The 23,195-nt window shown below is 72.2% G+C and carries 19 protein-coding genes and 1 pseudogene; 9 read left to right on the top strand and 11 right to left on the bottom strand.

What is annotated here, in order from left to right:
• Positions 1-17: 17 nt before the first annotated feature.
• The 3 genes from ABZ434_RS19900 to ABZ434_RS19890 form a co-directional block, all read right to left on the bottom strand.
• The gene (locus ABZ434_RS19900) at positions 18-1,070 is read right to left on the bottom strand and encodes a LacI family DNA-binding transcriptional regulator (protein ID WP_359138227.1); all 1,053 of its coding nucleotides are present in this window, start codon (positions 1,068-1,070) and stop codon (positions 18-20) included.
• A 74-nt stretch (positions 1,071-1,144) separates the two neighbouring features.
• A complete protein-coding gene (locus ABZ434_RS19895) occupies positions 1,145-1,726 on the bottom strand; it encodes a DUF305 domain-containing protein (protein ID WP_359138224.1) in 582 nt (193 codons plus the stop codon).
• Positions 1,727-1,797: 71 nt separating this feature from the next.
• Positions 1,798-2,748 carry a DUF1996 domain-containing protein gene (locus tag ABZ434_RS19890; RefSeq protein WP_359138221.1) on the bottom strand — a complete coding sequence of 317 codons (951 nt, stop codon included), beginning with the start codon at positions 2,746-2,748 and terminating at the stop codon, positions 1,798-1,800.
• A 283-nt stretch (positions 2,749-3,031) separates the two neighbouring features.
• On the opposite strand from ABZ434_RS19890, the gene ligA reads away from it, so the two are divergent.
• The 3 genes from ligA to secD all read left to right on the top strand — a co-directional run bounded on the left by ligA (position 3,032) and on the right by secD (position 9,351).
• Positions 3,032-5,122, top strand: a complete 2,091-nt coding sequence (gene ligA, locus ABZ434_RS19885) for an NAD-dependent DNA ligase LigA (RefSeq protein WP_359138218.1) — start codon at positions 3,032-3,034, stop codon at positions 5,120-5,122.
• Between the two features lie 385 nt (positions 5,123-5,507).
• Positions 5,508-6,338, top strand: a complete 831-nt coding sequence (locus ABZ434_RS19880) for a rod shape-determining protein (RefSeq protein WP_359138215.1) — start codon at positions 5,508-5,510, stop codon at positions 6,336-6,338.
• Positions 6,339-7,071: 733 nt separating this feature from the next.
• Positions 7,072-9,351 (top strand): protein translocase subunit SecD, encoded by a 2,280-nt coding sequence (gene secD / locus ABZ434_RS19875; protein ID WP_359138213.1) that lies wholly within the window; start codon positions 7,072-7,074, stop codon positions 9,349-9,351.
• Positions 9,352-9,482: 131 nt separating this feature from the next.
• Here secD and ABZ434_RS19870 read toward each other — a convergent pair whose 3' ends face one another.
• Complete coding sequence (locus ABZ434_RS19870) at positions 9,483-10,292, bottom strand: helix-turn-helix transcriptional regulator (protein WP_359138211.1); 810 nt, start codon at positions 10,290-10,292, stop codon at positions 9,483-9,485.
• A 61-nt stretch (positions 10,293-10,353) separates the two neighbouring features.
• Here ABZ434_RS19870 and ABZ434_RS19865 point away from each other — a divergent pair, with 61 nt between their 5' ends.
• Positions 10,354-10,659 carry a 4a-hydroxytetrahydrobiopterin dehydratase gene (locus tag ABZ434_RS19865; RefSeq protein WP_359138208.1) on the top strand — a complete coding sequence of 102 codons (306 nt, stop codon included), beginning with the start codon at positions 10,354-10,356 and terminating at the stop codon, positions 10,657-10,659.
• A gap of 56 nt (positions 10,660-10,715) precedes the next feature.
• On the opposite strand, the pseudogene ABZ434_RS19860 reads toward ABZ434_RS19865, so the two are convergent.
• Positions 10,716-11,055, bottom strand: a pseudogene (locus ABZ434_RS19860) (LysR family transcriptional regulator); the annotation flags it as partial.
• A gap of 240 nt (positions 11,056-11,295) precedes the next feature.
• Here ABZ434_RS19860 and ABZ434_RS19855 point away from each other — a divergent pair.
• Positions 11,296-12,036: a class I SAM-dependent methyltransferase gene (locus tag ABZ434_RS19855; RefSeq protein ID WP_359138205.1), complete on the top strand. Its 741-nt coding sequence runs from the start codon at positions 11,296-11,298 to the stop codon at positions 12,034-12,036.
• A 72-nt stretch (positions 12,037-12,108) separates the two neighbouring features.
• Here the strand turns inward: ABZ434_RS19855 and ABZ434_RS19850 are convergent, their stop codons facing one another.
• Positions 12,109-12,975: an NmrA family transcriptional regulator gene (locus ABZ434_RS19850; protein WP_359138202.1), complete on the bottom strand. Its 867-nt coding sequence runs from the start codon at positions 12,973-12,975 to the stop codon at positions 12,109-12,111.
• A gap of 81 nt (positions 12,976-13,056) precedes the next feature.
• Here ABZ434_RS19850 and ABZ434_RS19845 point away from each other — a divergent pair, with 81 nt between their 5' ends.
• Entirely contained in the window at positions 13,057-14,001 is a 945-nt protein-coding gene (locus ABZ434_RS19845) for an AraC family transcriptional regulator (protein ID WP_359138199.1), read from the top strand.
• Positions 14,002-14,048: 47 nt separating this feature from the next.
• Complete coding sequence (locus ABZ434_RS19840; protein WP_359138196.1) at positions 14,049-14,978, top strand: class I SAM-dependent methyltransferase; 930 nt, start codon at positions 14,049-14,051, stop codon at positions 14,976-14,978.
• 10 nt (positions 14,979-14,988) lie between these two features.
• Here the strand turns inward: ABZ434_RS19840 and ABZ434_RS19835 are convergent, their stop codons facing one another.
• The 4 genes from ABZ434_RS19835 to ABZ434_RS19820 form a co-directional block, all read right to left on the bottom strand.
• Positions 14,989-15,471, bottom strand: a complete 483-nt coding sequence (locus ABZ434_RS19835) for an RICIN domain-containing protein (protein WP_359138193.1) — start codon at positions 15,469-15,471, stop codon at positions 14,989-14,991.
• Positions 15,472-15,568: 97 nt separating this feature from the next.
• Positions 15,569-16,405, bottom strand: coding sequence for an aldo/keto reductase (locus tag ABZ434_RS19830; protein WP_359138190.1), 837 nt, complete (start codon positions 16,403-16,405; stop codon positions 15,569-15,571).
• Positions 16,406-16,612: 207 nt separating this feature from the next.
• On the bottom strand, positions 16,613-18,412 hold the full coding sequence (locus ABZ434_RS19825) for a long-chain fatty acid--CoA ligase (RefSeq protein ID WP_359138187.1): 1,800 nt from the start codon (positions 18,410-18,412) through the stop codon (positions 16,613-16,615).
• A gap of 343 nt (positions 18,413-18,755) precedes the next feature.
• Complete coding sequence (locus ABZ434_RS19820; RefSeq protein WP_359138185.1) at positions 18,756-19,658, bottom strand: LysR substrate-binding domain-containing protein; 903 nt, start codon at positions 19,656-19,658, stop codon at positions 18,756-18,758.
• A gap of 117 nt (positions 19,659-19,775) precedes the next feature.
• Here ABZ434_RS19820 and ABZ434_RS19815 point away from each other — a divergent pair, with 117 nt between their 5' ends.
• The gene (locus tag ABZ434_RS19815) at positions 19,776-20,798 is read left to right on the top strand and encodes a bile acid:sodium symporter family protein (RefSeq protein ID WP_359138182.1); all 1,023 of its coding nucleotides are present in this window, start codon (positions 19,776-19,778) and stop codon (positions 20,796-20,798) included.
• 143 nt (positions 20,799-20,941) lie between these two features.
• Here the strand turns inward: ABZ434_RS19815 and fdhD are convergent, their stop codons facing one another.
• On the bottom strand, positions 20,942-22,138 hold the full coding sequence (fdhD, locus tag ABZ434_RS19810; protein WP_359138179.1) for a formate dehydrogenase accessory sulfurtransferase FdhD: 1,197 nt from the start codon (positions 22,136-22,138) through the stop codon (positions 20,942-20,944).
• Positions 22,139-22,209: 71 nt separating this feature from the next.
• Between fdhD and ABZ434_RS19805 the strand changes: the two genes are divergently transcribed.
• Entirely contained in the window at positions 22,210-23,160 is a 951-nt protein-coding gene (locus tag ABZ434_RS19805) for a beta-ketoacyl-ACP synthase III (protein WP_359138176.1), read from the top strand.
• Positions 23,161-23,195: the final 35 nt, after the last annotated feature.

Raw genomic sequence — 23,195 nt, 5'->3', positions numbered from 1 at the left:
CACCCCGGGTGCTCCGGTCAGGCCGACCGGCGCCGGACCAGCGTCGGATGGAAGATCACCGAGGGCGCCGGCGGCCCCGGCTTGCCGATCTGCCTCAGCAACAGCCGCGCCATCTCCGCGGACATCTCCTCCACCGGCTGCCGCACGGTGGTCAGCGGTGGATCGCAGGCCAGGGCCGCGCTGCTGTCGTCGAAGCCGACGAGGGCGACATCGCCGGGCACGTCCTTGCCGGCCCGCTGCAGCACCGGAACGGCGCCCAGAGCCATCAGGTCCGACGCGATGAAGACGCCGTCCAGGTCCGGCCGGTCCGCGAGCAGCCGCCGCATCGCCGCCGCGCCGCCCGCATGAGTGAAGTCGCCCTCCGCGGCCGCCACGTCCCGGATGCCGTGCGAGGCGAGCGCGTCCAGGAAACCGGTGAGCCGTGCCTGACCGGCCGGCATGTCCTGCGGGCCGGACACGGTGCCGATCCGGCAACGGCCCAGCGAGGCCAGGTGATCGGCCGCCAGCCGGGCCCCGGCCCGCTGGTCCGCCTCCACATAGGTGATCGGCGTCGGCCTGCGGGGCTGCCCTGCGAGCACGGCGGGCAGCCGCGTGTCGTACAGCAGCCCCGGGAGCGGATCCTCGGCGTGCGACGAGATCAGCACCACCCCGTCGACATGCCCGTGACGCAGGTAGGACAGCAACTGGTCCCGGGACTCCTGGTCGTCGGCCAGCATCAGCACCAGTTGGATGCCCGCCGGGCGCAGGACCTCCAGTAGTCCGCTGACCACTCGCCCGAAGTAAGGATCGGAGAACATCCGCCCGATGAACGGCTCGGACACGGTGCGCCGCTCCCGTTCGGAGACGACGAGCGCGATCGAGTCGGTGCGCCGGGTCACCAGCGAGCGGGCGGCACGGTTGGGCACATAACCGGTGGTGCCGACGGCCTCCTCCACCATCCGCCGCAGCACCGGGTCCACGGTGGTCGCCCCGTTGATCACCCGGGACACCGTCGCCCGTGACACCCCGGCCACCGTGGCGACGTCCTCCAGCGTGGCGGGACGGGCGGGCTGGGGCACGTCGGCAGTCATGCTGTCTTTATACCGGGTGGTACGAGCGGTGCGGAAACGGCCGTGGAGGCCCGGGGCGTACGTCGGCCGGGACATCAGGGCGCGCTCTTCGACAGGCCCGGGAGCCGGTCGAGTTCGGCTCGGCGGGCCGAGACGAGGGCGGCGGCGAGACGCCTGGCGTCGGGGCGGGTGCCGGCCTGCGTCTCGGAGCGCGACACCTGCGCGGACTGGCTCAGATGGTCACGGATCTGCGCCACGAGAAAGCGGTCGAGGGCGCCGCCGTCGAGGGTGCGGGCCCGTTCGAGATCGCGCTCCGTGACCATGCCCGGCATGTCGTGACCCTCGTGCACATTGGTGTCCGGCAGCCCCATTCGGGACAACAGCGGTCGCAGCCGCGCGAGTTCGTCGTTCTGCGCGATTCTCAGGCCGGCCGCCCAACTCCGTACACGCGGGTCCCCGGTGCTGTTCGCGGCGAGTGTCAGCAGCGCGACGGCCTGTTCGTTCATCGGTGTCATCAGCTGGACCCAGGCGGCGTCCGTCGGATCGGCCGGGACACGGAGCGGCGGAGCGGATGGTGCGGGGCTCGGCCGGGCCGGGTGCTCGGATTCCGCCGGGGCGGCGCAGCCGGCCAGGAGGAGAAGCAGGGGCAGCGCTGCTGTGGTGCGGGCCGCCTTCATCACGAGGTCCTCGGGGAAGGGCCCGTCCGGGGCCTGGGGCCCCGGGCGGGCATCGGACGGGTTCCGGGCGGTCAGGGGGTGCCGTCGGCCCCGCACTTCACGATGGCGTTGATGCAGTCGCGGACGCGCTGAGCCATCTCGGCCTCGGGCCACACGTTGAAGAAGTCGCCGTGCATCGTGTAACCGGGACCGGACGCCAGCCGGAGGCGCGCCGGGTCGCCGTTGACGGGATACCGCAGCACCTGGCGGAGTTTGGGAACCGGCACCGGGTGGGTCGACGGGCAGTCACCGCCGACCGGGTACGCCATGTGGCTCTTGTGGTCGGCCGAGTCGAGGTCCCTGCCGTTCCAGCACTGGGGGAAGTCCAGATACGACTCCAGCATGGCGCCCGCCGGACAGTTCACGAAGTTGTGGGACGGGTTGACCTCCCCGTGGTGCAGGCACGACCAGCGCGAGATCGTGTTGTCGTCGGGCCCGGTCGCCTTCGCGTTCCCCGCGACGATGCGCAGACCGCGGGGGAAGGGCTGGATCCGCCGGATGACGTCGTCCCGGACCCCTTCGCCCAGGTAGTAGAAGGTCGTGCCGGTGGGTTCGACCTCCTTGGTTCCGTCGTACAGGGTCGGCACCCAGTAGGACGACAGGTCCGTGTCGGGGGCGCAACTGGTCCTGGCCCTCTCCAGCGAGGCGAGGTCGGAGTTGCCGTTGGTCGAGTCGTTGCCGAAGAAGCTGTGCATGTGGGAGGCCCCGGGCAGGCCGGGGAAGACGATCGGGTCGTCGGGGGCCCGGTGGGTGTAGGGGCACTCGGCGAGGAACTCGGCCACCCGGACGACGTCGGCGGCCGCCTTCGGGGCGTTCGGGATCGCGGCGGCCGTCGCGGGCCCGGCCGACGCGTTGCCGTTGGTGGCCTGGAGGAAGGACAGGGCGAGCGCGGCGGCGACGAGCGCCGCGGTGCGGTAGCGCCGGGACGGAGAAGTTCTGCGGTGGCTGTCTTCGCCGGGGGGTCGGCGACGGAAGATGAGCACGGCACTCCTGTTCGGGGGAAGTGGGGTTCCTTGACCATGCGAGAGAGCGCTCTCTCGAAGGAACGTAGAAGTGTGTTCCGGGCATGTCAATAGAGACCGCAGACCTGCAATTTGCTTTCCTTTGAACCTGGTTGAGGTATCCATGCGGTGGGAGAGCGCTCTCTCAAGCTGGGTTCCGAGGCAGGGTGATGCTCAGGGACGGGCGGCGGCCGGAGGCAGCTCGGGAGCGCTGTCAGCCGCTCGCCACCAGGGCGTTGTCAGTGGTGGGCGGCAGGATGGGGGCATGACGAACTCAGCTGTTGTGCTCGCCGATACCGCTGCCTACGCCGCCGCGGTCGAAGAAGCGTCGCAGGCCGCCGCCGCGTACTACGCCACGGGCGAGAGCACGCTCGACGACGATGCGTACGACCGGCTGGCGCGCGGGATCGCCGCATACGAGCAGGACCACCCGCAGGATGTGCTGGCCGAGTCGCCGACCGGCAAGGTGGCCGGTGGCGTCGCGGTCGGGGACGTGCCGCACACGGTCCCGATGCTCTCCCTGGACAACGTCTTCTCGGCCGAGCAGTTCGCCACCTGGACCACCTCCCTGGAGCGCCGGATCGGGCGGCCGGTCACCGCCTGGAGCGTCGAGCCGAAGCTCGACGGCCTCGCGGTCGCGGCCCGTTACCGCGCCGGGCGACTGGAGCAGTTGATCACGCGTGGCGACGGCACGGCCGGCGAGGACGTGTCGCACGCGATCGGCACCGTCGTCGGACTGCCCCGGCAGCTCGCCGAGCCGGCGACGATCGAGATGCGCGGCGAGATCCTGATGACGGCCGAGCAGTTCGAGCAGGCCAACACGCTGCGCACCGAACACGGCGGCGCGCCCTTCGCCAACGCGCGCAACGGCGCTGCGGGCACCCTGCGCGCCAAGGACCGGCCCTACACGGTGGAGATGACGTTCTTCGCGTACGGCGCCCTCGCGCTGCCCGACTCCGGCGAGCTCACCGCCACGCTGGCCGAGCTGCCCCACAGCGAAACCCTCGAACGGGTCGCGGGCCTCGGGGTGCACACCGCGGCGGACACGGCGGTCGCGCCGCGTACCGTCACCACCGTCGGGGAAGTCCAGGCACGGGTCGAGGAAGTCGCCTCGCTGCGCGCCTCGTTGCCCTTCGGTATCGACGGCATCGTCATCAAGGCGGACCTCGCCGCCGACCAGCGCGACGCGGGCTCGGGCACCCGGGCGCCGCGCTGGGCCATCGCGTACAAGCTGCCGGCCGTCGAGAAGGTCACCCGGCTGCTCGGCGTCGAGTGGAATGTGGGCCGTACCGGCATCATCGCGCCGCGCGCCGTGCTGGAGCCGGTCGAGATCGACGGATCGACCGTCAGCTACGCCACCCTGCACAACCCGGCCGACATCACCCGCCGTGACCTGCGGATCGGCGACCACGTGATGGTCTACAAGGCGGGCGACATCATTCCCCGTATCGAGGCCCCCGTCGCCCACCTGCGGACGGGCGACGAGAAGCCGGTCGACTTCCCCGAAGCGTGTCCGCAGTGCGGTTCCGAGATCGACACCAGCGAGCAGCGCTGGCGCTGCGTCCGTGGACGCGACTGCCGGCTGGTGGCCTCCATCTCGTACGCGGCAGGACGCGACCAGCTCGACATCGAAGGCCTCGGAGCGACGCGGGTGGTCCAGCTCGTCGACGCCGGCCTCGTGGCGGACTTCGCCGATCTGTTCACCCTGGAGCGCGAGCAGTTGCTCGCGCTGGAGCGGATGGGCGAGACCAGCACCGACAATCTGCTGGCCGCGATCGAGGCGGCGCGCGCCCAGCCGCTCTCCCGGGTCTTCTGCGCCCTCGGGGTGCGCGGCACCGGGCGTTCCATGTCTCGGCGGATCGCCCGCTACTTCGCGGACATGGACCGGATCAGAGCCGCCGACGTGGAGACGCTCCAGCGGGTGGACGGCATCGGCAAGGAGAAGGCCGCAGGCGTCGTCGCCGAGCTGGCGGAGCTTGCGCCGCTGATCGAGAAGCTCGTGGCAGCCGGGGTCACCATGACCGAGCCGGGGGCGACGCCGCCGCCGGAGCCGGGTGTGGAGAGCGAGGCGGTCGAGGGCGGGGGCGGGGACGGGGGGCCGCTGGACGGCATGACCGTGGTGGTCACCGGAGCGATGACGGGTGCGCTGGAGAAGCTGTCGCGCAATCAGATGAACGAGCTGATCGAGCGCGCCGGCGGGAAGTCCTCCTCCAGCGTTTCCAAGCGCACCACACTCCTGGTGGCCGGTGAGAAGGCCGGCTCCAAGCGCACCAAGGCGGAGGACCTGGGAGTGCGGATCGCCGCCCCAGAGGAGTTCGCCGCGCTGATCGCGGAGTTCCTGCCGGCCGAGGTGTGAGCATGCGGCCGCCGGAAGCGTGGTGTGTCCGGCGGCCGGGGCGGGGCCGTGCGTCGGGCGGGCTGAGGCGGTGCCTCGGGGGGCGGGGGAGGAGCCGGGCGGCCGTGCGTCCGGCGAGTCGGGCGGCGGTGCCTCGGGCGGCTGAGGTGCTCGGGGGCCGTGTCTCCTGTCGCCGGAGGCGGGCGCGCGGTGCGGACAAGGAGGCGGGCCGTGCTGAGGAGGTGGGGGAACCGTTGACGCCTCGCGCATCACCCCGTCCTTCGATTCGGTGAGGGAGTGGCTTTCTTTGCCTCCCTATTGCATAGTGAGGGTTCGGCCATGCCTCGCTATCAGCGTGTCAATGGGTGTGTGAACGGCCGCCGTAGCAGGCCGGGGGTGAGGGGCGATGCGTTCTTTGCGCGAGGGACAGCGACCGACTCGTTCCGTTCACCGGCAGCTTCCGCAGCACCGGGGCCTCACCCGCGGGCTCGCGCTCGACCTCGGCAGTTCGCGCACGCGCGCCTGGGTCCCCGGCCAGGGCGTCGTCGCGGACACCGGCTCCGACCCGGCCGGTGAGTACGGCCACGGCGGCCGTCCGGTCCGCCGTGGACGCATCGTCGACGCGGACTCCTGCGGCCGGATGCTCGGCCGGATCGCCGACAGGGCCCTGGGCGCCGACCGCAGCGACACGGTGATCGTCCTCAGCCACCCCGTCCTCGCCGGATCCGGACACCGCGCCGCCGCCCGGGACCTGCTCACCGCGCTCGGCCCGTCGAGCGTCATCGTCCTTGACAGTGCCAGAGCCGCTGCCGCCTGTGCCGGACCGCAGGACGGCGGCCCGCTCCTCGTCGTCGACATCGGTGCCGAGCTGACCGAGGCGACCCTCCTGGTCGACGGAAGGGTCCGTGACGCGCGCCTGGCCGAGACGGGTACCAGCGACCTGGAACCAGGTGAGCCACCCACCGACGTCGTCCGGGCCGTCCTCGACATGGTCATGGCCATGTGGCACCAGGACCGGCACGGCGCGCTGCTCGGAGCCCTGCGCAGGGGCCCCCTGCTCGCCGGAGGCGGTGCGCTGCGCCCGGACGTCACCAACCGGATAGCCCTCCGTCTCGGCAGCCCCGTCCGCCTCACGGACGATCCGGCGACCACGGTCGTGCGCGGTGCCGGACTCATCCTCGGCTCCGTGCTCCGCCACGCCTCGGCGGCACCGGCCATCCCCGGCCGATCCGGGTGACCCCCCTCCCGGGGCCGCCCCCGGGCAGCGCGCCCGGCGGGAGCACGCCCGACATCTCGGCGCCCCACGGACGCACCGCGGCGGCCCGGCAGTTCCTCGCCGCGCTGCTCCTCGCCGTCCTCGCCGTCGCGGGCGCCTCACCCGCGGCCACCGGAGCCGGGCTCCCCACCCGCTCGCCGGCCGGTCCGCCGTCCACCGCCGAAGGGCCCGCCGGAAACAGCCGGCTGCCCGCCGCCCACGCCGACCGCTCCCAGCGCCCGGACCGCACCGCGCGGACCCACCCCGCCGGCCGTCCATCCGGCGACCGCGACCGCCGCGACCTCCTCCGCACCGGCGCGGCCACCGCCGTGGGCGTCCACCGTCCCGGACCGGCCCCAGGGCCACAACCGTGGGCCGCCGCAGAGCACCCCCGTGCCCCGCAGCTCCTTCCGCCGCCCGGCCCCGGCACCCTGTCACCGTTCCCGCCCGGGATCCCGCTTCCGCAGCCCGGCCCCGGCTCCGCGCCCGTCCCGCGCTTCGAGGCCGCCGACCGTCGCCTTGCTGCGCTCCCCGGCGTACGTGGGCCTCCGAGGGCCGCCGTTCGCCGGCCCGGGGACCTTTCACCGGTCCCTACCCCCAACACATCCGTGCCGTTCCCACCGTTCTGGGCCGTGTCCTCGAAACCGGCATGACCCAGCGCCCTTCGGGGTGACCCGGGAGGGGCGTGCGCGGCTGCCCCTCGGAGGAAACACACATGACCCGCGCCACCATGGTGCGGGCGGTTCTGGCTGCGGCCGTACTGCTCGTCTCCGTGCTCATCACGCTGACCATGTCCCCCAGACTCGGCCTCGATCTCCAGGGCGGCACCCGTATGGTGCTGCAGGCCAAGGACTCCGGCACCGCGAAGGCGGACCGTAAGACCACCGACCGCACCCTGGAGGTGCTGCGCAAACGCATCGACTCGCTCGGTGTCACGGAGCCGACCCTGACCCGTTCCGGCGAGGACCGGATCATCGTCGAACTCCCGGACGTCCAGGACCCGCGTGAGGCCGCCGACGTCATCGGCAGGACCGCGCAGCTCACCTTCCACGCCGTACAGCATCCCGGCGCCCCGGCCGGCGAAGGGCTGACCCTCCCCGACGAGGAGGGCCGCACCCTTGCCCTCGGCCCCGCCGCCCTCTCGGGCGCGGGAGTCAAGGAGGCATCCGCCGCGTTCGACACCCAGCAGGGCACGGGATGGTCCGTCGCCCTCGGCTTCAACAAGGACGCCGGCCGGGACTGGACCCGGCTGACCGGGGACGCGGCCTGCCACCCCGTCCAGGACGAGAGGCGCCGCGTCGCCATCGTCCTCGACAAGAAGGTGATCTCCTCGCCGCAGGTCTCGCCGACCGTCGCCTGCGGTACCGGCCTGCCCTCCGGATCCACTCGGATCACCGGCTCCTTCAGCGCCGACGAAGCCCGTGAACTCGCCCTGCTGATCCAGGGCGGAGCGCTGCCCGTGCCCGTGGAGATCGTCGAGCAGCGGACGGTCGGCCCGACGCTCGGCGCCGCCGCCATCGACGCCAGCGCCCGCGCCGCCCTCATCGGCGCCGCGGCCACGGCGCTGTTCATCACCGTCGTCTACCGGCTCTTCGGCGCCCTCGCCGCCGTGGCTCTAGGCGCCTACGGAGTGATCTCGTACGCCGCACTGGTCGCGCTCGGAGTCACTCTCACCCTGCCCGGACTCGCGGGGTTCGTCCTGGCCATCGGGATGGCGGTCGACGCGAACGTACTCGTCTTCGAACGCGCCAGGGAGGAACACGCACTCCGCCCGGGCAAGTCGCTGCGCACCTCGCTCACCGCCGGGTTCCGGCACGCCTGGAGCGCCGTCGCCGACTCCAACGTGACGACGCTCATCGCGGCGGGGCTGCTCTTCTTCCTCGGCTCGGGACCGGTCAAGGGCTTCGGTGTCACGCTCGGCATCGGCGTCCTCGCGTCGATGTTCTCCGCGCTCGTCATCGCCCGCGCCCTCACCGAGACGGCGGCCGGCTCCCGGTTCGTCAGCGACTACCGGGGCGTCAACGGCATCGCGAGCCCGGGCCGGGTCCGGACCTGGATCAACCGCCGCGACCCACAGCTGATGCGCTCCCCGCGGCGCTGGCTGCTGGTCTCCGCCGTCCTGATCGCGGTCGCGGTGGCGGGCATCCTGGTGCGCGGCGTCAACCTGGGCGTCGAGTTCACCGGCGGCCGGCTCGTCGAGTACGCCACCAGCCGCCCCGTCGACGTGGAGAGCGCGCGCACCGCCCTGGCAGGCGCGGGCTTCGGTGACGCCGAGGTCACCACGGCGGGCGCCGGTGACATCTCGGTTCGCACGGGAGACCTCGACAACCACGAGGAGCACGCTCTGCGCTCCGCTCTCGCCGCGGAGGGCGGCGGGACGACCAAGGTCCGCGACGAGCTCATCGGGCCCAGCCTGGGCGACGAACTGCGGCGCAACGCCCTGATCGCGCTGGCCATCGCCGTGCTCGTCCAACTGGGCTATCTGGCGATCCGGTTCCGCTGGACGTTCGCCGTGGCCTCCGTCGGGGCGCTCGTCCACGACGTCATCATTCTGGTCGGCGCCTTCGCCTGGCTGGGACGCACCGTCGACGGCATCTTCCTGGCGGCGCTCCTCACCGTCATCGGGTACTCCGTCAACGACTCGGTCGTGGTCTTCGACCGGGTCCGGGAGCTGTGGGCGAAGGCCCGCAGGACGCCACTCCCGGACGTGGCGAACCGGGCCGTCCTGCAGACCGTTCCCAGAACCGTCAACACCGGTATGGGCGCCCTGTTCATCCTCGTCGCGCTGGCGGTGCTGGGCGGCGACTCCCTCGCGGACTTCGCACTCGCCCTGCTGATCGGCATCCTCGTGGGGACGTACTCGTCGGTCATGACCGCTGTCCCGGCCGCGCTCCTCCTGGAGCGCGCAGTCAAGGCCCCGCCGCCCACCCCCACCCCGCGCAAGAAGTCCGGGGCGGGGCGGCGGGATCCGCTCGACAACGGGGCGCGTGTGTAACGCACGTTCGCACGGCGCTGCCTCGCGCCGGTGGCGTCGCCCCTGTGCCGTTCGACCGGCACGGGGTCGACGCGCGCCGGCCGCGGCACCCGGCCCGGCCCGGGCCGACGCCCTGTGGGCGCTGCTCGTCGTCAGTGGATGAGCGACCGCAGGTAAGCGGCCGTGGCCGCGTCGGCCGGCAGCAGTGTCTCGATGGCCAGCTCCGCGACGGTCACGTCCATCGGGGTGTTGAACGTGGCGATGGACGCGACGAAGGAGAGCAGCTGCCCGCCGTGCTCGATCACCAGGGGAAGGGCGAAGGGCACCGAGGAGGAGGGCCCTGCCCGGTCCGCGTCGCCCGCCACCTCCGCCGGTACGGGATAGCCCGCCACCTCCTCGTACAGTGCGCGCAGCTCCGCCGAACGGACCAGCGCGATCTGACGCTCCATCTGGGCCAGCAGATCGGCCCGCCACTCCCGCAGGTTGCGGATCCGCGGGGCCAGCCCCTCCGGGTGCAGAGTGAGCCGCATCGCGTTGAGCGGCGGGGCGAGCAGATGCTCCGCCACCCCGTCCAGCATGCGGGTCATCCCCTGATTGGCGGCGACCACGGTGTAGAGGCCGTCGACGACGAACGCCGGGTACGGGTCGTACCCCTGGAGCAACCGGTCCATGCCCTCGCGCAGCGCGCCCATCGCCGGGTCGTCGAGCGCGGTCTCCGTGAAGCGCGGCGCGTATCCGGCGACCACCAGCAGGGCGTTCCGTTCCCTCACGGGCACGTCCAGATGGTCCGCCAGGCGCAGGACCATCTCCTCGCTGGGGCGTGAGCGGCCCGTTTCGATGAAGGAGATGTGGCGGGCCGAGGAATCGGCCCGGAGCGCGAGCTCGAGCTGGCTGATGCGGCGACGCTCCCGCCAGCTGCGCAGCAGCGGCCCTACCCCCGTGTCAAGCGCGACAGTTGTCATACCGAGACCGTAACGTCACCGGCATCGTTGACCAGCAAGGCCCTACTGAGGGAGCCATCGCATGCCCGCCGCACCGCTGCCGAAGGACGAGATCGAGAACCGGCTGCGCGACCTGCCCGGCTGGACGCTGGAGGGGGACCGGATCACCCGCACCTACCGGCTCCCCTCGCATTTCGCCGCCACCGGCCTCACCGTGCATGTGGCCCGGATCCAGGACGAGCTGAACCACCACTCCGACCTGACGCTCGGATACAACACGGTCGCCCTGATCGTGAACTCCCACGACGCGGGCGGAAAGGTCACGGAGAAGGACCTGGCCCTGGCCGCCAGGGTCGAGGCGATCGCCTCCGGACACGGCGCGGAGTAGCGCCCGCCCGGCGGGTCAGGACGCGGCACCGAAGCGGGGATGCGCGGCGAGCCAGGGGTGTACGTGGACACCGGCGCCGCCGGGTGCGCCGGGGCAGCCGGTCGTCCAGCCCGCCGGGCAGCAGACCGTGCGTACCGCCCAGCCGGAACCGCTCCAGGGCCCCCACGCGTCGGCGAACCGCACCGCCTCCTCCTGGAGCTCGCTGACCGCCGGCAGCACCACCCGTGCCCGCTCCAGCACCAGTTCGCCCAGGGATGTCGGCCGCGCACCCCTGTGATCCCGGTCGAACAACGGACCGCCGAGCGCCTTCTCGATTCGCCGCAGCCGCGCGCTCAGGGCAGGCTGCGCCGGCCCGAGAGCGGCGGCCGCCTCGGTGAGGCTTCCGGTGTCGGCGATGGCACGTACCGTCCAGGTCGCCGAACCAGGATGCGTAGGTGTCCGTCGTCGGGGCGTCCGGCAGGGAGGCCGTCGCCGAAGAACCGGCCGATGTCCGGGCCCCGCCGCGCCCGGACCGCACCGTTCGCAGATGGCGCAACTCCCGGTCCATGACGGCACGTTATGGCCCCGTGGCCCGCCGGGCATTACGGGCGTAACCTCCACGCCGCGCGAACCGGGCCGTGGCGTACAGTCGGCCGGATGCTGGACTACGACGACGAGGCAGCCGTCTACGACGCCACGCGCGGCGGCGTGCCCCGGGCGGAGGCCGCCGCGGGTGCGGTGCTCGGCCTCGTCCCGGACACCGCCCGCACCCTGCTGGACATCGGCTGCGGTACGGGACTGGTCACCGAGCGGATCGCCGGCGGCCGCCCCGGGCTGCGGGTGTTCGGCTCCGACGCCGCCCACGGCATGGCCCGTGTCGCCCGGCAGCGCGTCGCTGCCGTGGTGCTCGCCGACGCGCGCCGGCTGCCCGTGCCGGAGGCGGCGCTCGACGCGGTGACGGCCGTCTGGCTGCTGCACCTGCTGCGCGAGGAGGGCGCCGCGCGGGCAGTGGTGGCGCAGGCGGCGCGGGTGCTGCGGCCCGGCGGCGTGTTCGTCACCACCGTCGACAAGGACGCGGGACACGATGTCGGCAGTGACATCGACGAGGCGTTCGCCCCTTACCTGGCGCCGAGCCCGTCCGACGGGGCGGAGCGGATCATCGAGTACGGCGCCGCACACGGTCTCGACGCCGTGGGCAGCGCCGTGTTCCGCGGTCACGGACAGGGACGCACCCCGCTGAGCGCCGCACACGGTGTGCGGCGCGGGTACTTCACCTCGCGCCTCGCCCTGCCCGGGGCGGCGGCCGAACAGCTCGCACAGGCCCTGACCGCGCTGCCCGGGCCCGACCGCCGGCGCGCGGACCCGCAGTACCGGCTGATGGCGTTCCGCCGCCGGTAGGGCGTGTGCTGACTGCCGGCGATCGCGGTGACCCCTGCGGGCGGCGCCGCGCCGTTCGCCGTCGGACGCCGGCTACGCGTCCCAGGCGCCGTCCCGCGCCGCCTCGGCGGCGAAGGCGCCGAACGGCTTCGGGTCGCGGCCCAGCGCCTGCTTCACCCCGTCGGTCACCGGTGTGTTGTGTCCGTCCAGCAGGAACGTGAACAGCCCGGCCAGGAAGCCCGCTTCGGCCTCGGGGACGCCGTACTCCGCCAGCATCGTCGCGTACCGGTGGCCCGTCACCGGGACGTACCGCACCTCGCGCCCCGTCGCACCGGTGAGTTCGGCGGCGGCCTCGGCGAAGGTCAGCGCCCGGGGGCCGGTCAGTTCGTGGACGACGCAGGCGGCGACGTCCCCGCAGAGCGCGGCGACCACCACATCGGCCAGGTCGTCGGCGTCCACGAACGGCTCGGCACAGTCGGCCGCCGGGAACGCCAGTTCACCACCGAGCACTCCGTCGAGCAGGGCCCCCTCGCTGAAGTTCTGCGCGAAGAACGCCGAGCGCACCACCGTGAGTCCGGCGTCACCCGCAGCCGCGCGCAGGGCCTCCTCCGCGACCACGGCCTGCGGTTCGCCCCGCCCCGAGAGCAGCACCAGCCGCCGCACCCCGCACCGCCCGGCGATCTGCCCGAACGCCGTCATCGCCTCGGGTGCGCCCGGCGCCGCCAGATCGGGGTAGTACGCGACGTACGCCGCGTCCGCGCCGCTCAGCGCGGCCTCCCATCCCGACGGGTCCGTCCAGTCGAAGGGGACCTCGCCGCGGCGTGATCCGGCGCGTACGGGCACCCCGCGCGCCGCCAGCCGTTCCACCACCCGGCGACCCGTCTTTCCCGTCCCGCTCGTCACCAGCATCGGGCGTACGGCGGGGAATTCCTGCTTCCGGTTCTCCGTGTTCCGTGTCATGACCCCAGACTCTCCGTCTCGCCCGTCCCGCTCCATCCCCGAGCCGCTCAGCTCCCTACGCGTGCGTCTACGCTGCCCCGCATGGACGCACTCGCCGGACTGCTGGACGGGCCGCGCGCCCGGGGCGCCTTTCTGCTGCGGATGGTGATGGAACCGCCCTGGTCCGTACGGATCGAGGACCGGGCCCCGCTCTGCCTGATGTCCGTGACCGCGGGCCAGGCGTGGATCGTTCCCGGCGGAGGAGCCGAACCGGTGCTGCTGCGCCCGGGAGACTTGGCCGTCGCGCGCGGCCCGGAGCCGTACACCGTCGCGGATCTGCCGGACACCGGACCCCGGGCACGCATCGGCCCCGGCGGCACCTGCACCACGCTGCGCGGGGAGCCGCTCGCCCAGTCGATGGACCTGGGGGTGCGCACCTGGGGCAACGCACGGGACGGTTCGACGGCCGTCCTCGTCGGTACGTACCTGCTGGACGGCGAGATCAGCGGACGGCTCCTCGACGCGCTGCCCCCGCTGATCGTCCTGCCCTCCGGCGGCCGGGCCGGGCCGCTGCCTGCGCTGCTCGACGACGAGATCGCGCGGGACGAACCGGGGCAGAGCGTGGTGCTCGACCGGCTGCTGGACCTCCTGCTGATCGACGCCCTGCGCACCTGGTTCTCCCGGCCGGGCGCCGAGACCCCCGCCTGGTACCGGGCCATGGGCGACCCCGTCGTCGGCCAGGCGCTGAGGCTGCTCCAGGACGAACCCGCACACCCCTGGACGGTGGCCGCACTGGCCACCCGGACCGGCGTCTCCCGGGCCGGGCTCGCGCGGCGTTTCACCGAGCTGGTGGGGGAGCCCCCGATGGCCTACCTGACAGGGTGGCGCCTCGCCCTCGCGGCGGACCTGCTCCGCGAGACGGACGCCACCGTCGAGGCGGTGGCCCACAAGGTCGGCTACAGCCAGGCGTTCGCCTTCAGCACCGCGTTCAAACGCGTCCGGGGTGTCAGCCCACAGGAGTACCGGAAGGGCGGCGCCTTGCCATAACGGCAACAAAGTTTGCCCCGCGGACGCGGTGTGGTGAGGCTGTTCCCATGAGCAAGCACACCGGCCACGGTCACCACCACGACGGCAGCCACGCGCAGGACCACCAGCACGGCGGCGCGCACCACCACGGTGCCGCCGACCCCGACTGGGACGTCATGGGTCCGCTCCTGGAGCAGAACGCCGAACTGAGCAGCGAGCAGTACACGCAGGCGGCCCGCTGGATCGCCGGCCTGCCCGACGCCCCGAAGGTACGCAAGGTCCTGGACATCGGCAGCGGGCCCGGCGTGGTCTCCTGTCTGCTCGCCGAGGCGTTCCCCGAGGCGGAGGTCGTCGCCGTGGACGGCACCCCGGCCCTGCTGGAGCGCACCCGCGACCGGGCCGGACGTCTCGGGCTGGGAGCCCGGGTCAGCACCCTGCACGCCGAGCTTCCCGGCGAGCTCGCAGGACTGGGGCAGGCGGACCTGATCTGGGCGGGCAACACCCTGCACCACATGGGCGACCAGCGAGCCGTGCTGGCCGGCTTCGCCGCGCTGCTCAACCCCGGGGGCACCGTCGCACTCGTCGAGGGCGGCCTGCAACCGCGTCAGCTCCCGCGCGACCTCGGCTTCGGGCGGCCGGGCATCGAGGCCCGCATGGAGGCGATCCAGGCCGAGGCGTTCGAAGAGATGCGTGCGGACCTGCCCGACGCCCGCCGGGAGAACGAGGACTGGGCCGCCCTGTTCACCGCGGTGGGCCTCACCCCTCAGGGCACCCGGAGCTTCCTGCTCGACCTGCCCGCCCCGCTCGGGGACGTGGCGCGTGACCATGTCATCGCCGAACTGACCCGCCGCCGCGACGGGCTGCGCGACCGGCTCGACGCCGATGACATCGCGGTGCTGGACCGGCTTCTCGACCCCGAGGACCCGGCCGGACTGCACCGCCGCCGCGACACCTACCTGCTGCTGGCCCGCACGGTCCACCTGGGCCGCCGCGCCTGAGCGGGAGAACTCACCGGGGCGCGCTGCCCGACACCGGCTCCAGCCGCCACCACTGGCCGGGGGAGTCGGTGTCCTCCCACTGCTGGACCGGCGCGCCCTTCGCCGTGCTGCCGTCGGCGACCTCCAGGACCAGACCGCTGACGAAGCTCACCAGAGTCACCGTGCCGGGGGCCTCCAGATGCCGTTCGATCTGCCACTCCTGGGCACCGAAGTTGTTCGCCCGCCACTGCTGGATCACGGCCCCGTTCTCCGTGGAGGCGCCACGCACGTCCAGCCGCTTGCCGCTGTGGGCGTTGACCACGTGGTGCAGGGCCGCGCCCTCGTGGACGGGGGTGAACTCCCAGTGCTGTGCGGCCGATCCGTCGACGTCGTTCTGCTGCACCGGCGCGCCGCCGCCCTTCGCGGCGTCCCGCACCTCCAGCACCAGTCCGCTGCCCACGTTGCGGAGCCGGTAAAGACCCGCCCCGACGACGGGCGCGGTGTCCCCGGTCATGTCCGGTGTTCCCTTCGTGCGGCTGATACGGCGAGACCGCCGCCCGGCTCCGGGCCGGGCGGCGGTCACAGGTCTATCGACGGCGGTACGTCACGTCCTACGCGCCGGCGTTGAACTCACCCGGGTTCGGGCCGAGCCGCTTGCCCTCGTCCAGCGCCGCGAACGCGGCCAGGTCGTCCGCGTCCAGTTCGAAGCCGAACACGTCGATGTTCTCCGCGATCCGCGACGGCGTCACGGACTTGGGGATCACCACGTTGCCCGTCTGGAGGTGCCAGCGGAGCACCGCCTGGGCGGGGGTGCGGCCGTGCTTCTGGGCGACCGCGACGACCGTCGGGACCTCCAGGAGGCCCTTGCCCGAACCCAGCGGCGACCATGCCTCGGTCGCGATGCCGTGCCGGGCGTGCAGTGCGCGCGACTCGGCCTGCTGGAGCTGCGGGTGCAGCTCGATCTGGTTCAGGGCGGGCACCACGGACGTCTCGCCCAGCAGGCGCTCCAGGTGCTCGGGGAGGAAGTTCGACACGCCGATGGCCTTCGCGCGGCCGTCGGCGTAGATCTTCTCGAACGCCCGGTAGGTGTCGACGTAGGCGTCCTTGGCCGGTACCGGCCAGTGGATCAGGTACAGGTCGACGTAGTCGAGGCCCAGCTTGTCGAGGGAGGCGTCGAAGGCGCGCAGCGTCGCGTCGTAACCCTGATCCGAGTTCCACAGCTTCGTGGTGACGAACAGCTCTTCGCGGGCGACCCCGGAGGCCGCGATCGCCTTTCCGGTGCCCACCTCGTTCTGGTAGATCGCGGCGGTGTCGATGCTGCGGTACCCGGCCTCGATGGCCGTGGCGACCGCTGCCGTGGCCTCGTCGTCCGGCACCTGCCAGACTCCGAAACCGAGCTGCGGCATCTCGACGCCGTTGTTGAGGGTGAGGGAGGGGACCTGGCTCACGAGCGGTCGATCCTAACGTTGTGGGGGTGGGACTCCCAGGGTGAACGATCAAGGCGGCCCGCACATTCCCGCGCACGCCGTTTTCACCGGAACGGTACTCGCCGGGCGTCCCTCCCGAGCCGTATGTGAGGGTGCGTGCCGCCCGAGCCGTACGTTCCGGGCGTGCCGTCGCAACGGTACGGAGAGCCGGGCACGGGCCGGAGGCGGTCAGCGGTAGAGCGCGTCCACCTCGGACGCGTACGCCGTCTCGATCGCCTTGCGCTTGAGCTTCAGGGACGGCGTCAGCAGCCCGTGCTCCTCGGTGAACTGGTGGGCCAGGATGCGGAAGGTACGGATCGATTCGGCCTGGGACACCGCGGTGTTGGCGGCCACCACCGCCCGCCGGACCTCCATCTCCAGATCCGGGTCCCTCACCAGTTCTCCCGGAGACAGCGCCTGCCGCCCCTGCATGGCGAGCCAGTGCTCCACGGACTCCTGGTCGACGGTGACGAGCGCCGCGATGTACGGCCGGTCGTTGCCGACCACGATGCACTGCGCCACCAGCGGATGCGCCCGAACCCGCTCCTCCAGCCCGGCCGGCGAGACGCTCTTGCCGCCCGACGTCACCAGGATCTCCTTCTTGCGCCCGGTGATCGTCAGATAGCCGTCGTCGTCCAGCGCCCCCAGGTCGCCGGTGGCCAGCCAGCCCTCGTTGAGCACCGCGGCGGTGGCTTTCGGGGCGCCCAGGTACCCCCCGAACACATTGGCGCCGTACACCCACACCTCGCCGTCGTCCGCGATGTGCACGCTCGTCCCGGGGATCGGCTGCCCCACCGTTCCGTACCGGGTGCGCTCCGGCGGGTTGGCCGTGGCCGCGGCCGTGGTCTCCGTCAGCCCGTACCCCTCGTACACCGTCACGCCCGCGCCCGCGAAGAACAGCCCGAGCTGCCGTTCCATCCCCGAGCCGCCCGACATGGCGTGCCGGATCCGGCCGCCCATCGCCTCGCGCACCTTCTTGTACACGACCTTGTCGAAGAACTGGTGCTGCATCCGCAGTCCGGCGGACGGGCCGGGGCCGGTGCCGAACGCCCTCGCCTCCATCGCCTCCGCGTACTTCACCGCGATGTCGACGGCCTTGTCGAACGGCCCGATCCGGCCCTCCGCCTCGGCCTTGCGGCGGGCACCGTTGAAGACCTTCTCGAAGATGTACGGCACCGCCAGGATGAAGGTGGGACGGAACGACACCAGGTCCGGCATCAGGGCCTTCGCGGACAGCTCCGGCTGGTGGCCCAGCTTCACCCGGCCGCGGATCGCCGTGACCTCCACCATCCGCCCGAAGACGTGCGCCAGCGGAAGGAAGAGCAGCGTCGCCGCCTCGTCGCCCGGCTTGGAGTGGAAGACCGACTCCCAGCGGGACGCCATCGTCTCCGTCTCGAACATGAAGTTGGCGTGCGTGATCACACAGCCCTTCGGGCGTCCCGTGGTGCCCGAGGTGTAGATGACGGTCGCGACCGACTCGGGCGTCACCGCGCGCCGGTGCCGGTGCACGACCTCGTCCTCGACGTGGGCACCGTCCTCGACCAGCTCGGTCACGGCCCCGGCGTCCAGCTGCCACAGCCGCTGCAGCTGCGGCAGCCGGTCGATCACCGAGGCGATCGTCATCGCATGGTCCTCGTGCTCGACCATGACGGCCACCACCTCGGCGTCGTGCAGCATCCACAGGACCTGCTCGGCCGACGACGTCGGATAGACCGGCACGGACTGCGCGCCCACCGCCCACAGGGCGAAGTCGAAGAGGGTCCACTCGTAACGGGTGCGCGACATCAGGGCGACGCGGTCGCCGAACCGCACTCCGTGCGCGATCAGCCCCTTGGCCAGCGCCAGCACCTCGTCACGGAAGGTCGCCGAGGTGACATCCCGCCAGCGTCCGTCCGCGTCCTTCCGGCCGAGAGCGACCCGGTGCGGATCTTCCTCCGCGTAGTCGAACACGACATCGGCGAGCCCGCCTACGTGGGGCGCGGCCGCCATGGGTGGGACAGTGAACTCACGCAATGACCTGCTCCTTGTGGCGCTCCGCACAGCGCCGTGACGCTACCCCACCGGACGCCGCCACGGGAGTGCCGGGAACGGTGCGCGCCAGGTGCCCCATGCACTGGTCAGGTGGTGAAATCCGGCCAGATGGGCAAGGCCCGGGCATGCTTCCGACCATGAAGTAAGTGGCTCGCGCGGGAATCTCCACCGAATCTGTACGCCGCGATCACGCGGTTGTGTGTGGCTGTGCGCGACTGGTCCGCATTCGTGCGGCCGCCCGGGTGGGCCGCTCCGGCAGGTACCTCCGCGTCCCGTTCATCCTCCCCCTCCCCGCCCCCCGTCATGCGCGGCCCTGCGCACTGACCGCACCGACACCGCCGCGCGGACGGACCAGTCGGTCGCCGCCCGCCAGGATCGCGGCGGCCAGCGCGTCCGCGGCCTGCTGCGCACCACCCCGGTGCCGGCCGTGCAGCAGGACGAAGTCCACGTCGCCGAGCTCCGGGAGCCCCGCCCTGGCCGCCACCGGTGCCAGCCCCGGGGGGATCAGGCCGCGACTGTGAGCCATCACCCCGAGCCCCGCGTGGGCGGCCGCGATCAGTCCGCTGAGGCTGCCGCTCGTACAGGCGACCCGCCACGAGCGGCCCTGCCCCTCCAGAACCTCCAATGCCCGGGCACGGGTGATGCCCGGCGGCGGGTAGAGGATCAGTGGCACCGGCCCGTCCGGGTCGATCCGCAGCCGCGGCGCACCGATCCAGACCAGCGCGTCCTGCCAGACCAGCTCCCCGTGGGTGTCCCCGGTCCGCCGCTTGGCGAGGACCAGGTCGAGACGGCCCGCGGCCAGCTGCTGGTGCAGCGTCCCCGACAGCTCGACGGTCAGTTCCAGCTCGACCTCCGGATGGTCGCGGCGGAACGACTGGAGGATCTCCGGGAGCCGGGTCAGCACGAAGTCCTCCGAGGCCCCGAAGCGCAGCCGACCCCGCAGCCGGGTGCCGGTGAAGAACGCCGACGCCCGCTCGTGGGCCTCCAGGATCGTCCGTGCGAAGCCGAGCATCGCCTCGCCGTCCACCGTGAGATCGACCCGGTGTGTGTCGCGGGTGAACAGCTGGCGCCCTGTCGCGTCCTCCAGCCGCCGCACGTGCTGGCTGACCGTGGACTGCCGCACCCCGAGGCGGCGCGCGGCCGCAGTGAAGCTGAGCGTCTGGGCGACGGCGAGGAAGGTGCGCAACTGCGCCGGGTCGTACATGGCGCCACGTTATCGCGAACCGTGATCACAGTCAGAGCGGTATACGGGATTCCCGATGTCGGTGATCGGAAGCAGGATGGGGAGGGCACGATCCTGACCGAGAGACACGTGGAGCACATGAGCCGCCGCACCCCGCAGTTGCCGTCCTGGCTGCCGGTCGACCCGTACATCATGGCGTTGATCGGCACCGTCGTACTCGCGGCTCTGCTGCCGGCCTCCGGCACCACCGCGGATGTGGCGGGCGGCGCCTCCACCGGGGCGGTCGCGTTCCTCTTCTTCCTCTACGGTGCCCGGCTGTCCACCGCGGAGGCCGTCGAGGGCCTCAAGCACTGGCGGCTCCACCTCACCGTGCTGGCCTGCACCTTCGTCGCCTTTCCGCTCCTGGGCCTGGCGAGCAGGGGGCTGGTGCCGTACGTGCTGACACCCCAGCTGCAGAGCGGCTTCCTCTTCCTGTGCCTCGTCCCCTCGACCATCCAGTCGTCGATCGCCTTCACCTCGATCGCCCGCGGCAACGTGCCCGCGGCGATCTGCGCGGGCTCCTTCTCCTCGATCGCCGGCATCTTCGTCACCCCGCTGCTCGCGGCGGCGCTCCTCGGCAACAGCGGGGGCGGGTTCTCCGCGGACGCCCTGCTGAAGATCGGTGTCCAGCTGCTGCTGCCGTTCGTCGCGGGGCAGCTGCTGCGCCGCTGGATCGGCGGCTTCCTCGCCCGGCACAAGAAGGTCCTGGGCTATGTGGACCGGGGCTCGATCCTCCTGGTCGTCTACACCGCGTTCAGCGAGGGCATGGTCGCGGGCATCTGGCACCAGGTCACCCCGGCCCGGCTCGGAGCGCTGCTCGCCGCCGAGGCGGTGCTGCTCGCGCTGATGCTCGCGGTGAGCTGGTTCGGGGCCAAGCGGCTCGGCTTCGGCCGCGAGGACCGCATCGCCATCCAGTTCGCCGGCTCCAAGAAGAGCCTGGCCTCCGGCCTGCCGATGGCCAGCGTCCTGTTCGGCGCACAGGCGAGCCTCGCCGTGCTGCCGCTGATGCTCTTCCACCAGATGCAGCTCATGGTGTGCGCGGTGATCGCGAAGCGACGTGCCCGGGACCCCCTGGAGTTCCCGGAGGGTGCGGGGGTGCGGGAGGCCGCCCCCGTGGGCTGAGAGGCCGGCTCAGGGGGCGCTCCCCGCCAGCCGGCCCCGCGGCTGTCGGGTGACCTCCGACCGGGTGGCCACGCACCGGAGCGTGGCCACTTCCCGGCCCGGGGCCACGGCAGCCCCTCACCTGTGCGGCGGGGCGGGGCACCTCAGTCCTGCGCGGCCGTCGCCTCCAGGGCGATGCGGTGCTCTCCCGCGTACACGTTCATGGACGGCCCCCGCAGGAAGCCGACCAGGGTCAGGCCGGTCTCGGCCGCCAGGTCCACCGCGAGGGACGAGGGCGCCGAGACGGCCGCCAGCATCGGGATGCCGGCCATCACCGCCTTCTGCGCGAGCTCGAACGACGCCCGGCCCGAGACCAGCAGGATAGCCCGGGACAGGGGCAGCCGGCCGTCGGTCAGGGCCCGGCCCACCAGCTTGTCGACCGCGTTGTGCCGGCCGACGTCCTCCCGTACGTCGATCAGCTCGCCCGTCTCGGAGAACAGCGCCGCCGCGTGCAGACCCCCGGTCCGGTCGAAGACCCGCTGCGAGGCACGCAACCGGTCGGGGAGGGTGGCCAGGAGCGAGGGCCCGACCCGGACCGGGGGAGAGTCGGAGACGGGGTGCCGGGTCGTGGTGCGCACCGCGTCCAGGCTGGCCTTGCCGCACAGACCGCAGGAGGACGTCGTGTAGACGTTGCGCTCCAGCGTGATGTCGGGGACCACGACCCCGGGCGCGAGCCGCACATCCACCACGTTGTACGTGTTCACCCCGTCGGCCGTCGCCCCGGCGCAGTACACGATCGACTGCACCTCGGAGCCCTCACCGATCACGCCCTCGCTCACCAGGAAGCCGGCCGCGAGCGCGAAGTCGTCGCCCGGGGTGCGCATCGTGATGGCGAGCGGCTTGCCGTTGAGCCGGATCTCCAGGGGTTCCTCGGCGACGAGGGTGTCCGGGCGGGTGGAGACCGCTCCGTCCCGGATGCGGATGGTGCGGCGGCGCTCGGTGACCCGTCCCATGACAGTCAGACCCGATTCTGTACGTGGTTGGAAGCCGAAACGGCCTTTGACGCAGAGGTTGCCGTGGGTCACCGGGTCGTCGTGCGGCGAGGTGACCGTGACGACCTCATTGTCCTGCACATGGAGCGTGACGTTGCAGCCGACTCCGCGGTACGCACGGACGGTGGTGGTCTCCGTCCGGGCCGGCTCGTCCCAGGCGGCGAGGCGGGAGCGGGGGAGCAGCGGGAGGTGCGGGAGAGGAACTGGAGACGCTGCTAAGTCGACAGAATGTTGTCTACAGTATGCGGTCAGGCTGATCAAGGCTGTCGTCAAGCCTCCAACCTCCGGCCGGTATTCCTGTGGGATCACGTGCCCTTGTACCGGGCGGTAGCGACCAAGACTGGATGGTTCCTGCCATAAGTAGCGAGGGGAACCTGAATATGACCGGCTCACGTGTCGTGGCGCTCGGCCACTATCAGCCCGCCAAGGTGCTCACCAACCACGACCTGGCGGCCATGGTCGACACCAGTGACGAGTGGATCACCAGCCGTGTCGGAATCAAGACCCGGCACCTGGGCGGCCCCGACGAGCCGGTGGACGAGCTGGCCGCGCACGCAGCGGCCAAGGCGCTCGCTGCCGCAGGCCTTCAGCCGGCCGACATCGACCTGGTCCTGGTTGCCACCTCCACCGCGATCGACCGCTCGCCGAGCATGTCGGCCCGGGTCGCCGCGCGCCTGGGCATGTCCTCGCCCGCGGTGATGGACATCAATGTGGTCTGCTCCGGCTTCACCCACGCCCTCGCCACCGCCGACCACGCCGTCCGGGCGGGTGCCGCCACACGTGCGCTCGTGATCGGTGCCGACAAGATGGGCGACATCGTCGACTGGTCCGACCGTTCCAGCTGTGTGCTGATGGGTGACGGCGCCGGTGCCGCTGTCGTGGTCGCCGACACCGGGGTGGACGGCAGGCCCGGGATCGGGCCTGTGCTGTGGGGTTCCGTGCCGGGAATGGGTGATGCGGTAAGGATCGAGGGCACACCGCCGCGCTTCGCCCAGGAGGGCCAGTCCGTCTACCGCTGGGCCACCACCCAGCTGCCGCCCATCGCGCGCAAGGTGTGCGAGAAGGCAGGAATCACCCCCGAGGATCTCGCCGCGGTGGTACTGCATCAGGCCAATCTGCGGATCATCGAACCGGTCGCCAGGAAGATCGGTGCGGTCAACGCGGTCATCGCCCGGGATGTGGTGGATTCAGGCAATACATCCGCGGCCTCGATCCCGATGGCCCTGTCCAAGCTGGTGGAGCGGGGCGAGGTGGCCAGCGGTGCCCCGGCGCTGCTTTTCGGCTTCGGCGGGAACCTCAGCTACGCGGGACAGGTGATCCGCTGTCCATGAGGGGTGCTGTGCTCGGTAGACTGTAGACGATAAGC

The organism is Streptomyces sp. NPDC005761 (genome assembly GCF_040630635.1).
GTDB lineage: Bacteria > Actinomycetota > Actinomycetes > Streptomycetales > Streptomycetaceae > Streptomyces.
Note: the sequence above shows the minus strand (reverse complement) of the source record. Positions and strands in the feature narration are given on the sequence as shown.